12 protein-coding genes and 1 pseudogene are annotated in these 13452 nt (G+C 64.2%); 9 read left to right on the plus strand and 4 right to left on the minus strand.

The genetic code is table 11. The annotated features are described in order from the left end of the window. The first annotated feature begins 115 nt into the window (after positions 1-115). From AC0V7N_RS12240 to AC0V7N_RS12250, 3 genes and pseudogenes are all read left to right on the plus strand, one after another. Positions 116-1651 carry a sigma-54-dependent transcriptional regulator gene (locus tag AC0V7N_RS12240; RefSeq protein ID WP_475457737.1) on the plus strand — a complete coding sequence of 512 codons (1536 nt, stop codon included), beginning with the start codon at positions 116-118 and terminating at the stop codon, positions 1649-1651. Between the two features lie 446 nt (positions 1652-2097). Continuing rightward, positions 2098-3950 (plus strand): annotated as a pseudogene (locus AC0V7N_RS12245) (peptidoglycan L,D-endopeptidase MepK). Positions 3951-4133: 183 nt separating this feature from the next. After that, the gene (locus AC0V7N_RS12250) at positions 4134-4310 is read left to right on the plus strand and encodes a hypothetical protein (RefSeq protein WP_475457741.1); all 177 of its coding nucleotides are present in this window, start codon (positions 4134-4136) and stop codon (positions 4308-4310) included. A gap of 94 nt (positions 4311-4404) precedes the next feature. Here AC0V7N_RS12250 and AC0V7N_RS12255 read toward each other — a convergent pair whose 3' ends face one another. After that, positions 4405-5298 (minus strand): AraC family transcriptional regulator N-terminal domain-containing protein, encoded by an 894-nt coding sequence (locus tag AC0V7N_RS12255; RefSeq protein WP_496627864.1) that lies wholly within the window; start codon positions 5296-5298, stop codon positions 4405-4407. Positions 5299-5428: 130 nt separating this feature from the next. Between AC0V7N_RS12255 and AC0V7N_RS12260 the strand changes: the two genes are divergently transcribed. Beyond that, positions 5429-6178 (plus strand): SDR family oxidoreductase, encoded by a 750-nt coding sequence (locus tag AC0V7N_RS12260; protein ID WP_475457745.1) that lies wholly within the window; start codon positions 5429-5431, stop codon positions 6176-6178. Between the two features lie 7 nt (positions 6179-6185). Here the strand turns inward: AC0V7N_RS12260 and AC0V7N_RS12265 are convergent, their stop codons facing one another. After that, the gene (locus tag AC0V7N_RS12265) at positions 6186-6824 is read right to left on the minus strand and encodes a 2-dehydro-3-deoxy-phosphogluconate aldolase (RefSeq protein WP_475457747.1); all 639 of its coding nucleotides are present in this window, start codon (positions 6822-6824) and stop codon (positions 6186-6188) included. A 199-nt stretch (positions 6825-7023) separates the two neighbouring features. On the opposite strand from AC0V7N_RS12265, the gene trhO reads away from it, so the two are divergent. From trhO to AC0V7N_RS12280, 3 genes are all read left to right on the plus strand, one after another. Continuing rightward, complete coding sequence (gene trhO, locus AC0V7N_RS12270) at positions 7024-7953, plus strand: oxygen-dependent tRNA uridine(34) hydroxylase TrhO (protein ID WP_475457749.1); 930 nt, start codon at positions 7024-7026, stop codon at positions 7951-7953. A gap of 117 nt (positions 7954-8070) precedes the next feature. Next, complete coding sequence (locus tag AC0V7N_RS12275; protein ID WP_475457752.1) at positions 8071-8808, plus strand: tellurite resistance TerB family protein; 738 nt, start codon at positions 8071-8073, stop codon at positions 8806-8808. Between the two features lie 298 nt (positions 8809-9106). Beyond that, a complete protein-coding gene (locus AC0V7N_RS12280; RefSeq protein ID WP_475457754.1) occupies positions 9107-9862 on the plus strand; it encodes an SDR family oxidoreductase in 756 nt (251 codons plus the stop codon). A 24-nt stretch (positions 9863-9886) separates the two neighbouring features. On the opposite strand, the gene AC0V7N_RS12285 is transcribed toward AC0V7N_RS12280, so the two are convergent. Together AC0V7N_RS12285 and AC0V7N_RS12290 are read right to left on the minus strand one after the other, a co-directional pair. Next, positions 9887-10261 (minus strand): YciI family protein, encoded by a 375-nt coding sequence (locus AC0V7N_RS12285; RefSeq protein WP_475457756.1) that lies wholly within the window; start codon positions 10259-10261, stop codon positions 9887-9889. Positions 10262-10413: 152 nt separating this feature from the next. Further along, positions 10414-11598 (minus strand): pyridoxal phosphate-dependent aminotransferase, encoded by a 1185-nt coding sequence (locus AC0V7N_RS12290; protein WP_475457758.1) that lies wholly within the window; start codon positions 11596-11598, stop codon positions 10414-10416. Between the two features lie 83 nt (positions 11599-11681). Between AC0V7N_RS12290 and AC0V7N_RS12295 the strand changes: the two genes are divergently transcribed. Next, on the plus strand, positions 11682-12368 hold the full coding sequence (locus AC0V7N_RS12295; protein WP_475457760.1) for a GNAT family N-acetyltransferase: 687 nt from the start codon (positions 11682-11684) through the stop codon (positions 12366-12368). A 27-nt stretch (positions 12369-12395) separates the two neighbouring features. Next, on the plus strand, positions 12396-13379 hold the full coding sequence (locus AC0V7N_RS12300) for a cation diffusion facilitator family transporter (protein WP_475457762.1): 984 nt from the start codon (positions 12396-12398) through the stop codon (positions 13377-13379). Positions 13380-13452: the final 73 nt, after the last annotated feature.

Genomic DNA, 13452 nt, shown 5'->3' on the forward strand with positions numbered 1-13452 from the left:
AACAGAGAAGCCGGTCAAATCCTAAGCAATTCGTTCACCGGGTTTTTTGAAACCTTATTTAGAACCCTGTGCCAAGATGATCCATGGGGATTTCGAGCGGGCGACTCAGAAAGTCATGACAGGTTCCATACTCATAGTCGATGACGATCCCGTGCAACGCCGGTTGCTCGAGGCGGCGGTGACACGCTTCGGCCACACGGCAATCGTCGTCGACGGTGGTGCCGCCGGCCTCGACGTGCTCGACGGGCCTGGCGCCCGCGACGTTTCGGTGGTGATCCTCGACCTGGTCATGCCCGGTGTCGACGGCATCGGGGTGCTGAAGGCGATGCGCGAACGCGACATCACCGTCCCGGTCATCGTCCAGACCGCCCAGGGCGGGATCGAAACCGTGGTGTCGGCGATGCGCCACGGCGCCTTCGATTTCGTCGTCAAGCCGGCGTCCCCCGACAGGCTGCAGGCGTCGATCGCCAATGCGCTCAAGGTCGAGGCGGTCGAGGGCGAGGTCAAGCGCACATCGCGCAAACGCGGCGGGCTTTTGACCTTCAGGGACATGATCACCCACAGTCCGGCCATGGACAGGGTGATACGCCTCGGACAGAAAGCTGCGGCGTCCAACATCCCGATCCTGATCGAAGGCGAATCCGGCGTTGGCAAGGAACTGGTGGCGCGCGCCATCCAGGGCACCGGCGACCGCCGCTCGAAACCGTTCGTCACCGTCAATTGCGGCGCCATTCCCGACAATCTGGTCGAATCGATCCTGTTCGGCCATGAGAAGGGCTCGTTCACCGGCGCCACCGACAAGCACACCGGCAAGTTCGTCGAAGCGCATTCGGGCACGCTGTTCCTCGACGAGATCGGCGACCTGCCGCTCGACGTGCAGGTCAAGCTGCTGCGCGCCGTGCAGGACGGCGAGGTCGATCCGGTCGGTGGCCGCGCCACCGTCAGGGTCGACATCAGGCTGATTTCGGCGACGCACCGCAACCTCTTGCAGCAGGTCAAGGACGGCAAATTCCGCGAGGACCTGTTCTACCGGCTGAACGTCTATCCGATCTTCGTGCCGCCGCTGCGCGACCGCCGCGACGACATTCCCCATCTGGTCACGCACTTCATGGAGAAGGTGGCGCCCGCCGACCCGCGCCACCGCCTGCAAGGCATTTCGGCGTCCGCACTTGCCGTGCTGCAGGCCTATGACTGGCCCGGCAACATCAGGCAGCTCGAAAACGCCGTCTTCCGCGCCTCGGTGCTGTGTGACGGCGATGTGCTCGATGTCGATGATTTCCCGCAGATTCGGGCGCAGGTGGAAGGCACCGTCAATCTCGAAACGGACGACGCGACACCGCACTTTTCATCGCCTCCAGGATCGCGCGACGAGGAGGTCCCGGAGGGCGATTCCACCCCGATGGCCGAGCCGGACCGGTCGGCTGTGCTTCAGCCCAGATTCGGTACGCTGCGGGCGCTCGACGAACGCGGCAATGTGCGGGCGCTGGCCGATGTTGAACTCGAGATGATCAAGCTCGCCATCGATCACTACAACGGCCAGATGAGCGAAGTCGCACGCCGCCTCGGCATCGGCCGTTCGACGCTTTACCGCAAGCTCAAGGAATACGGCATCGACCCGGAGACTGGCCGCGTCGACCGGCTCGCGTCGTAGCGCGGGTTTCATCCACCGATCCGGATTCTGTCTGTTCGTTTGCGCGCCACCTTGTCTGAAGATTGGGATCACGCTCCCGCTGCAAGGCCGGGACCAGCTTGCAATGGCAGAATTGGCCCTGTATCGGGGTTTCGGCTGGAATATGGCAAGCCTGTGGACAGGTCTGTTCACGCATTAAGGCTAACGGTAACAGAACGTGTTCGGCCAAAGCCGGAATCCTGATCTAAACCAGCGGTTTACCAAGAAACCTTGTGAACAATTTTTGACGGGATATCGCCATGGTGTTACCGCATTTCGGCTTCAATAAGCGATGATTAACCATTAGGATCGATATTCGGATGTGAAAACGACACATCCGTTTGGGCAAATCCGGGGACAAACGGCAGCCTGCAAGGCCTTTTGATTTGAACAGAATCGAACGACTCACAAACGGGCGTCATCATCATTTGAGCGTCTGGCCGAGATGGCTGGCAGCGGTGATCGTCGCTTTTGGTTTGGTTGCCGCGGCCGCCACCGGCGCCCAGGCCGAAGTTCGTTCGCTGAAGCTCTACCACCTCCACACGCATGAGAAGGCGGAGATCGTCTACAAGCGCAATGGCCGCTACGATCCCGAGGGCCTGCGGAAGATCAACATCATCCTGCGCGACTGGCGCCGCAACGAGCCGACCAAGATGGATCCGCGCCTGCTGGACCTAGTCTGGGAGGCATATCGCCAAAGCGGCGCCACCGACTATATCCAGGTCGTGTGCGGCTACCGTTCGCCGTCGACCAACTCGATGCTGCGCAGCCGCAGCCGGGGTGTTGCCGAGAAGAGCCAGCACATGCTCGGCAAGGCGATGGATTTCTACATTCCCGGCGTGCCGCTGAAGAAGCTGCGCAACATCGGCCTCAAGATGCAGGGCGGTGGCGTCGGCTACTATCCGACCTCCGGTTCGCCGTTCGTCCATATGGATGTCGGCAATGTGCGCCACTGGCCCGGCATCAGCCGCCAGGAACTGGTCAGCCTGTTCCCCAACGGCAAGACGCTGCATGTGCCGAGCGACGGCCGGCCGCTGCCCGGCTATGAACAGGCGCTCGCCTCCTACAAGTCCCGCAAGGGCTCCGGCACACCCAACATCGAACTGGCCAGCGCCGGTGGCGGCAGCAAGAAATCCGGCGGGTTCCTCTCTGCCTTCTTCGGCGGTGGCGGCAACGACGAGGCCGACGATAGCGCCGATGTCGAGACCGCTTCGGCTGCTCCCGCGCCCAAGCCGAGAAACCTGAAGCCGACTGCTGCCGCCAAGAGCAGCAACCTGCCAGGCATTGCCATCGTCGCGCCCGAGAATGCGCAACGCGCCAACATTCCGCAGATTGCCGACGAGCAGGCTCCGGAACCGGAAAAGGATACGCCGGAAACGATCATTGCCGCGCTGCCGGCCAAGGAAATTCCGCTGCCCGATTTCGCGCCGCGGCCGAAGGTCGATGTCGGCGCGCAGCCTGAGAATGTTCCGTTCGCCATGGCGGACGCGACGGCGACCACCGAACAGGCAGTGGCGACCGCGCAGGCGCCGGCGAACATGCCTTTCAGCAAGGCTGACCCTGCCGCGGCATCGGCGGCTGCAGTCGCCGATCCGGCGCAGGTTGCCGTCAACAACATCCCGTTGCCGACATGGCGTCCCGAACGCACGCTGCCGGCGGAACTCGCACCGCCGCCCAGCAAGGATGTGCTGATGGCGCTGGCTGATACGGCCGAACAGGGCAGCACCGTGACCGATGCGTTCTCGGTTCTGCCTTCGGCGCGGCCTGAGCCGGCCAAGCCGGACGCCGTCAAGGCCGTGCTCGACGAGGCCAACGCCCAAGTCAGCGCCCAAGCCGGCAATGCCGACGAATATCAGGTTGCGTCGCTGGCTGAAGAGCCGCGCTCGGCCTTCAACGATCCGTCTTATGTCGATGTAGCAACGCCGCGCCAGGCTGTTGCTGCTCGTCCGGCCGGTTCCGATCCGGCCGCCGCGATCGGCGCCGGCGTGAAGACGACCCGCAAGGAAGCCAGGGCCACCGCCCGCGACCAGAAGCCCGGCCCCAGGGCCATGGTGGTTGCCGCAGCACCCAGGCCGCCCGCTGGGCGCTGACCAGCGGTGAAAACGTCGCCACCGTTTCGAGCGCGACGACGGCCCCGGGCTACGCCTACAATATCGTGCATACGCCGCCGAGCGAGGTCTACACGGCCGGCTTCCAGCCGAGCAACGAGGTGGCTGACGTCAATCGCTTCACCGGCAATGCCGTCAAGTTCATGTCGGTCGCCCGCTTCCAGACGAAGTAACCGCCTGGCCAGAGATGACAGAAGCCGCGTTGGGCAACCGGCGCGGCTTTTTGCTGTCCAAAGCCGTGACGCATGCGGCGCGCCGATCGCTGCAAGATTCACGCGCGGCTGAACTTCTCGTGAAGCCGGAACGGCCGGCCCATTTCCGGGTTAGTAAGGGTGCGTTCCAACCTGGGGATATTCATGAAGAAGATTCTACTGGCATCAGTTCTGGCATTGGTTGCAGCCTCGGCCGCGGTCGCTCCATCGCAAGCCGAAACCGTGATCATCAAGAATGGCAGGCATCACTGCAGGACCAGGCTGGTCACGCATTGGGTTCACCATCACAGGGTGACCGAGCAGGTCAAGGTCTGCCACTGATCCGGAACCGATAGGATCCGGAGAATTGGCCCGGTCGGCGAGAGCCGGCCGGGCTTTCCATGTGTCGCCCATCGTCACTTCTGGGCGACATGCATCAGTCGATTTCCAGCGTGGCGGCCTCGCCCCTGGCGAGAAGCCGCGCGGCGTCACGCGCCGGCGGCAGTCCGAAATGGCGCGCATATTCCCGGCTGAACTGGGATGCGCTTTCATAGCCGACGGCAAAGGCGACGCGCGTGGCGCTGCCTGGCTCAGCGATCAGCAGGTGACGCGCCTCCAGCAGACGGACCTGCTTCTGATACTGGATTGGGCTCATGGCGGTCGCCGCCTTGAAGTGGCGGTGAAACGAAGCGTTGCTCATATGCGCGAGCGCGGCCAGATCCGTCACGTCGATAGGCTCGTTGTAGTGCGATCGTATCCAGGCGGTGGCGCGGCGGATCTGTGACAGGCGGCCGTCAGCGCGCGCGAGCTGGCGCAGCTTCGCGCCTTGCGGACCTTGCAACAGGCGGAATGCGATCTCGCGTTCGAGCATGGGCGCGAGCACGGGAATCTCGGCCGGCCGGTCGAGGAGCCGCAGCATGCGGCGCCAGGCATCGAGCAGTTCGTCATCGGCCCGGTTGGTCACGAAGCTGTCGCCGTCGAGCGCCGGCTTGTGGTCGATGATCAGGGCGGCGATCAGCTCGATATCGAGGGCGAAGGCGATGGCCACATAGGGACAGGCGCTGCTCGCCTCGAGCAGCTGGCTGGTGGCGGGCGTCTCCACCGCATAGACGAAATAGCTGCCGGCGCCATAGCGCAGCGTGCGGTCGCCGATCAGCACTGTTTTTGTCCCCTGCAGCACGAACAGCGCCGTCGGCTGGCAAAGCTCGGGCAGCGGCGGGCTCGGAACCTCGCTGCGGCCGATGGTGACACGCGGGATGGCTGTTTTGGTGCGCCGCCCATGCGCATGGCGGCCGGCGATGGCGATCAATTCCTGCAGGGCTTCTTCCATGTCCACAGCATTGCCGATCCATGCAGGCCGCGCAACCAGTTGAGAGGATTAGGCAAGAGGACGCGAGTATCCGGCGCGCGAAACGGATCGACGCACGTCATATCCAGGTCACCAAGAAGGAGACATGGACATGACGACGAACATGAATGCGCTGGTCACCGGCGCCAACAAAGGTATCGGCCTCGAGACCGCTCGCCGGCTGGGGACAAAAGGCTTCAAGGTCTGGCTCGGCGCCCGCGATGCCGAGCGCGGGGAAGCCGCGGCAAAGGCGCTGCGCAACGAAGGGCTCGACGTCGAATGGCTCGAGCTTGACGTCAGTAGCGACGACAGCGTGGCGGCCGCGGCCGGAACCTTGACGGCGCGGGCACCCGGCCTCGACGCGCTGGTCAACAATGCCGGCATCGCGCCTGGCTATGTCGACGCACTCGGCCCGGACGGCCGTTACGAACGGCCGCCGAGCCGGGAGGATGTCGCCGATATGAAGGCCACCTACGACGTCAACGTCTTCGGCCCGGTCCGCGTCACCCAGGCGTTCCTGCCGCTGCTCCTGGCATCGCCCGCCGCCCGCATCGTCATGGTCAGCAGCAATCTCGGTTCGATCGCGCGCGCCGCAGGCAACAGCCAGTCGCCCAATGTCATGGGCTATGGCAGCTCGAAGACAGCGCTCAATGCCATCACCGTGGCCTTCGCCCGGGAGCTTTCGCCGCGCGGCATCATGGTCAACGCCGCCGCTCCCGGCTACACCGCGACGGATCTCAATGCGCATAGAGGCGGCCGTACGGTGGAGCAGGCTGCAGGGATCATCGTGCAACTGGCGACGCTGAAGGCCGGCGGACCCACCGGCGGATATTTCGATGAGAACGGTCCTTTGCCCTGGTGAGCGAAGGCTATTTCCCGAGCTGGCTGGCAGCGCGGGCGAGGGCTTCGATTTCGTCCCACTTGCCGGCCTTGACCATGTCGTCGGGCGCGACCCAGGATCCGCCGACGCAGATGACGTTGGGCAGGCTGAGATAGTCGGCGGCGTTCTTGCCGGTGATGCCGCCGGTCGGGCAGAATTGGACATCAGCGAGCGGCGAGGCAAAGGCCTTCAGCGAGGCAATGCCGCCGGACTGCTCGGCCGGAAAGAATTTAAGGAAGCGCAGGCCGGCCTCGCGCGCGGCCATGATCTCGCCCGGGGTGATGGCACCGGGCAGCAGTGGAACCTCGCTGTCGGCGGCGGCCGCCAGAAGCTCGCGGGTGATGCCGGGGCTGACGATGAAGCGCGAGCCGGCGCTGGCTGCTTCGTCGAACTGCTTGGCGTCGAGAATGGTGCCGGCGCCGACAATGGCTTCGTCGACCTCGGCCGCCACCCGCCGGATCGCTTCGAGCGCATCGGCAGTCCGCAGCGTGATCTCGATTGCCGGCAGGCCGCCGCGTGCCAAGGCACGGGCCAACGGCACGGCATTGGCGACATCAGTGATCTTCAACACCGGGATGACCGGCTGGCCGTTGAGGAGCGACAGGAGTTTTTCGGTCTTGCTGGGCATCTGTCTCTCCGTATCAAGCTATAGCAGGCGTCATTTCAACCGATTAGCAGACGGGTGTTTGCCTGTCCACGAAACCAGGCGTGTCGCGATGTCACGCGCCGTGCGACAGCTTACCGGCTCTTCCCCGACAGGGCCATGACAGTCACCGAAGCCGGTTTCGCCTTGAATCGGCTTTTACGAGCGTCTAGTTGCTCTGGCAATGACACTGTCCGCTCCATCCCAGCCCGTCCGCGTTGCCGCGCTCTACCGGTTTGCCCGGCTCGACGCCTTCGAGACGCTGCGCGCGCCGCTCGCGGCCTTCTGCTGCGGACGCGGCATCAAGGGCACGCTGCTTCTGGCGCGTGAAGGCATCAACGGCACCGTCGCCGGCAGCGAGGCCGCGATCGCCGAGCTCATCTGTTATATCGAAGCCGTCGACGGCCTGGCGGGCCTCGAGATCAAGTACAGCGCAGCCGCGGACATGCCGTTCCATCGCATGAAGGTGCGGCTGAAACGCGAGATCGTCACCATGGGCGTCGAGGACATCGACCCGGCCACTAGCGCCGGCACCTATGTCGTGCCCGCCGAATGGAACGCGCTGATTTCCGAGCCAGACACGATCGTCATCGACACGCGCAACGCCTACGAGGTGTCGATCGGCACCTTCAAGGGCGCGGTCGATCCGGCCACCGCGAGCTTTCGCGAATTCCCGGCCTGGGTGGAAGCGCACCGGTCGGAACTCGAAGGCCGCAAGGTGGCGATGTTCTGCACCGGCGGCATTCGCTGCGAAAAGGCGACGGCTTACGTCAAGTCGCTCGGCTTCGAGGACGTGTTCCATCTCAAGGGCGGCATCCTCAAATACCTGGAGGAAGTTCCGGCCGAACAGAGCCTGTGGCAAGGCGAGTGCTTCGTCTTCGACGAGCGGGTTTCGGTGTCGCACGGCCTCGCCGAGGGCGATGCGGAACTGTGCCGCGCCTGCCGCCATCCGCTGACGGCAAGCGAGCTGGCGTCGCCGAAATATGCCGCCGGCGTCTCTTGCCCGCATTGTTTCGATGCCCGTACCGACGAGGACCGTCAGCGCTACGCCGAGCGCCAGCGGCAGGTCGAGCTTGCTGAGGCGCGGGGCAAGGGGCCGCATATCGGGTCCTGATCAGGCGTCGGAGCCGCGGCAAAGCGGCGGCCTGTCATTGCAATGTCAAGCTTCGGGACCTACGTCTTCGGCGTTCGAAACCTGCCCGTTCGGCCGGGCATATGCTGGAGGCACTGAATGTTCGATCCCAAGAAGCTTCTCGACGATCTGCTCGGCTCGCAAATTCCCGGCACCAGCGGCACCGTCCGCGACAAGGCTGGACAAGCGGTGCAGATGGCCAAGGACAATCCGCTGGCCGCCGGCGCGCTCGCGGCAGTGCTGCTTGGAACAGGTGCCGGCCGCGAAGTGACCGGTGCCGCGGTGAAGCTCGGTGGCCTGGCTGCGATCGGTGGCCTCGCCTACAAGGCCTATCAGAACTACAAGGCCGGCAATGCGCCTGAACAGGCGCCCGCTGCCGGCGAACCGGAATTGCTGCCGCCGCCCAAGGACACCGCCTTCCACCCGTCGCAGGCGCCGCAGGGCGAGGACGAGTTCACGCTGACCCTGGTGCGGGCGATGATCTCCGCGGCCAAGGCCGACGGCCATGTCGACGACGAGGAGCGCAAGAAGATCGCCGGCAAGCTCAGCCTTTCGGGCATCGGCTCCGATGCCGAGAAATTCCTGATGGCGGAGCTGGAGAGCCCGCTCGACCTCGACACGCTGGTGGCGGGTGCTCACACCGACGCGCAGAAGCTCGAACTCTATACGGCCTCGCGCCTCACCATCGATCCCGACACGCGCGCCGAGCGCGGCTATCTCGACCTGCTCGCCGGCCGGCTCGGCCTGCCGGACGCGCTCGTCGACCATGTCGAGGCGACGGTTTCGGCGGCCAAGGTGCCAGCCAAGGCAGGTACCTCGCCCAATCCGCGCTGGTAGGTTCAGATCGGGACAGGCCGCCTTTTCGGCGTTAACCTTTGGTTAACTCAGGAAGCGCATGATTCTAAACAGTCGGATCGGCTTTTCCTCCTCCCAAGCCCGATTCAGATCAGGGCGGTCGCCAATGACCGCCCTTTTTGTCGGCCCTTGTCAGGGCTCTCTCCAAAAACCGGATTCCACTTTTCGAGGGCATGCCCTCCCGGCTGTGCTTGCCATCGCTGCCGTCATTTGCGATGCCTTCTGCCGAGCCAAATCTTGAAAATCAGTCGGGCACGCGCGGCGCTGCCGGAGGATAGATATGACCGAGCAAAAAACCGCCATTGTCACCGGCGCCGGCACGGGTATCGGCAAGAGCGTTGCCACAGCGCTGCTCAAGAACGGCTGGAACACGGTGTTCTGCGGCCGCCGCAAGGCGGTGCTGGATGCAGCGATCGCCGACGCCGGGAAGACGGATGCCAAGGCATTGGCGGTCGCCTGCGACATCAGCAAGGCCGGTGAGGTCGAGGATCTGTTCGAGACGGTGGCGGAAGCCTTCGGCCGCGTCGACCTGCTCTTCAACAATGCCGGCATGGGCTATAAGTCGACGCCGATCGACGAGATCCCGGTCGAGGTGTGGAACGATATTGTCGGCGTCAATCTCACCGGTTCGTTCCTGTGCGCGCGCGCCGCCTTCGGCGCCATGCGCAAGCAGCGGCCGATGGGTGGCCGCATTATCAACAATGGCTCGGTGTCGGCCTATGCGCCGCGCCCGGGCTCGGTGCCCTATACCGCAACCAAGCATGCCATTACCGGCCTGACCAAGACGCTGGCGCTGGACGGCCGCCCCTATGACATCGCCTGTGGCCAGATCGACATCGGCAACGCGCTGACCGACATGGCGCAGCCGATGACCGTCGGCGTGCCGCAGGCCAACGGCTCGATCGCCGCCGAAGCGGTGATGGACGTCCAGCGCGTTGCCGACGCCGTCGTCCACATGGCCAGCCTGCCGCTCGACGCCAATGTGCTGTTCATGACCGTGATGGCGACCAAGATGCCGTTCGTGGGACGTGGGTGAGCGGCGGGTTCTGGCGTTGCCAGCTCATTTGCCCGCCAGTGGCACGCCGGGCTTGAACAACAGAATGGGCCTGATCTCGTAGACCGCGGTCGGATTGACGCGGCGAAGGTCGCGGGCGATCGCGATGGCCGCGTCTCGCGTGGCGCAGTCGACGACATAGAGGCCGAGCAGCTGTTCCTTGGTCTCGGCGAAAGGACCGTCGATGATCACGCCGTCGCCCGGGCCGCGCAAGGTGAAGGCATTCTGCGTCGCTCCCAGACGCGCGGACGGTCCAAGCGTGCCTTCCTCACGAAGCTGGGTGGTGATCCCGAGCAGATCGGCCATCAGTGCCGCATCTTCCTGCGGCGTCAGCGCCTTGATCGCGTCTTCCACATGATAGGCAAGGATTGCATAGAACATCTAGGGCACCCCGGTTCGATCCTGATCTCAGGACCGTAACCGTTCCCGACATGTACGCCCAGTCTTGGCCCTTGGGCTCCGGACGGATCATGACATCGACATGGCGGCCGGCCGCAAGCCATCTGGAAGAGGGCACTGGCCTGCTTTGAAGTCTACTTCGCCAGGAACGCCCCGATCCGTTCCAGCGCGCGCAAAATGTTCTCCTCGGAGTTGGCGTAGGAAAGCCTGATATAGCCTTCGCCGAGAATGCCGAAATCGGGGCCGCCGATCAGCGCCACGCCGGCCTCGTCGAGCAAGGCTGAGGCAAGCTTCTTGGCCTTCCAGCCGGTCTTCGAAACATTGGGGAAGGCGTAGAACGCGCCTTTGGGCGTGATGCAGGAAATGTTGGGCAAGGCGTTCAGGCCTTCGACGACGATCTTCCGGCGGTTGTCGAAGGCGCGCATCATGGTGTCGACGTCGTCCTGCGGGCCATCGATGGCCGCGATGCCGGCGAACTGGCTCGGCGCGTTGACGCAGGACCAGCAATTGACCGCCAGCTTGCGCACCTTGTCATAGAGATGCGCGCCCTTATCGCCATTCGGCCAGATCGACCAGCCCATGCGCCAGCCGGTCATCGCCCAGGTCTTCGACCAGCCATTGAGCACGATCAGCCGGTCGCGGATTTCGGGATAGGCGAGCAGCGAGCAATGCGTCTCGCCGTCATAGGTCATCACATCGTAGATTTCGTCGGAGAGGATCGCGACATCAGGGTGCTTCTCCAGCCCCTTGACCAGCTTCTCGATCTCTGCGCGCGGCGTCACACCGCCGGTCGGGTTGGCCGGCGAGTTGAGGATCAGCAGCCTGGTCTTGGAGGTGATCAGCGCCAGCGTCTCTTCGGCTGAGAAGGCAAAGCCATTCTCCTCGCGCATCGGCACGGGGATGGGTGCTGCACCGGTGAACTCGATCATCGAGCGGTAGATGGGAAAACCGGGATCGGGATAGAGAATCTCGGCGCCCGGCTCACCGAACATCAGGATCGCCGCGAACATGGTCGGCTTGCCGCCGGGCAGGATCATCACCGTCTCGGGCGAGACCTCGACGCCGGTGGTGGTCAGCGTGCGGCGCACCACCGCCTCGCGCGTCGCCAACAGGCCATTGGCCGGCGTGTAGCCGTGGTGGCCGTCACGCAGCGCCTTGATCGCCGCCTCGACGATGTGCTGCGGCGTCTTGAAGTCGGGCTGGCCGATGCCGAGATTGACGATGTCGCGGCCCTGGCTCGCAAGTGCGGTCGCCCGCGCGAGCACCGCGAAGGCATTTTCCTCGCCGAGACGGTCGAAGGCCGAAATCGTGTGGAGCATTTTTCCCGTCCGTGTGGTTCTTACTGTTGGGTTGCGTTTTTGTGAGCTTCACCAGGCAAAAGTCAAACGGATTGGAGTTTTGGGTGTCGGAAAATCTCAAAGATTGGCAACCGCGTCCGCGGCCGGAGCGTAAGGCGATCGACGGTCGATATATCAGGCTTGAACCGCTGAGCGCCGCAAAGCACGGTGACGGTCTCTATGAAGCGTCTTCGGTGTCCGATGTCGACGGCCGCTTCGCCTGGCTGCCCGACTATCCGCCGGAAACCCGCGCCGCCTTCCAGCCCTGGCTGGACAAGGTCGAAGCCAGCGAGGATCCGCTGTTCTTTGCCATCATCGACAAGACCAGCGGCAAGGTCGCCGGGCGCCAGACGCTGATGCGTATCGATCCAGCCTATGGCGTCATCGAGATCGGCAACATCTATTGGGGGCCGCTGATCTCGCGCAAACCTGCGGCGACGGAAGCGCAGTTCCTGTTCATGAAATACATTTTCGACGAGCTCGGCTACCGCCGCTACGAATGGAAATGCAACAACCGCAACGAGCCGTCGAAGCGGGCCGCGGAACGGTTCAGCTTCAAGTTCGAGGGTATTTTCCGCCAGCACCTCATCGTCAAGGGTGAAAACCGCGACACTGCATGGTATTCGATCATCGACAAGGAATGGCCGGCCCTGCGCAAGGCCTATGAGGCGTGGCTCGATCCGGCCAATTTCGATGGCGACGGCCAGCAGAAGCGACGGCTCGAGGATTGTCGCGCGGAGTTCGGCGCATGAGCTTCGGCGCGCAACGGGAGTTTGCCATTGGCGCATAGCCACGATCACGGCGGACACGATCACGCTGGACACGACCATGGCGCCGGCCATGTGCATGGCTCGACCGACAAGAAACGCGTGCTGATCGCGGCCTGTCTGACGGCGGGCTTCATGGTGGCTGAAGCGCTTGGCGGTCTCTTCACCGGGTCGCTGGCGCTGCTGGCGGACGCCGGCCACATGCTGGCCGACGCCATCGCGCTCGGCCTTGCCTGGTATGCCTTCCATCTTACGGGGCGGCCGGCGACCGGCCAGCTCACCTATGGTTTCGGCCGGGTCAAGACACTGGTCGCCTACACAAACGGCATCGCCATCTTCGTCATCGCGCTGTGGATCGTCTACGAGGCCTGGGACCGCCTGCTCGCACCGGCGCCGGTGCTGGGTGGACCGATGCTGGTGGTGGCGATCCTCGGCCTGCTGGTCAATCTCGGCTCCTTCTTCGTGCTGCATGGCGGCGACCGCGAAAGCCTCAACATGCGCGGCGCCATTCTGCATGTGCTGGGCGATCTGCTCGGCTCGGCGGCGGCGATCGTGGCGGCACTGGTCATCCTGGCGACTGGCTGGACGCCGATCGACCCGATCCTGTCGGTGCTGGTCTCGCTGCTGATCCTGTCGACGGCCTGGTCGCTGATGCGCGCCGCCGCCCATGTGCTGCTCGAAGGTGTGCCGCCAAGCCTCGACCGGGATCTGGTTGCCAAGGATCTGGAAACGACGATCCCGGGCGTGCGCGAAGTGCACCACATGCATGTCTGGTCGCTCGATGGCTCAAGCAACATGGCGACGCTGCATGCCTGCCTCGATGAGGGCGTCGATGCGTATCAGGCGGTCAGCGCCATCAAGAAGCGGCTTGCCAGCGAGCACGGCATCAGCCATGCCACGGTGGAACCGGAATTCGGCCAGTGCGCTGATGAGGGTGACGACCACGATCACGAGCATGAGCACGAAGCGGCTGCGCATCACGGCCACCATCACTAGGCCCGATTGATGACCATTGATCGGACCTGCCTCAGGAGTTTTCCAGCTTTGAAACCCAGCCCGACGAATGACC

This window comes from Mesorhizobium kamtschaticum (assembly GCF_056174585.1).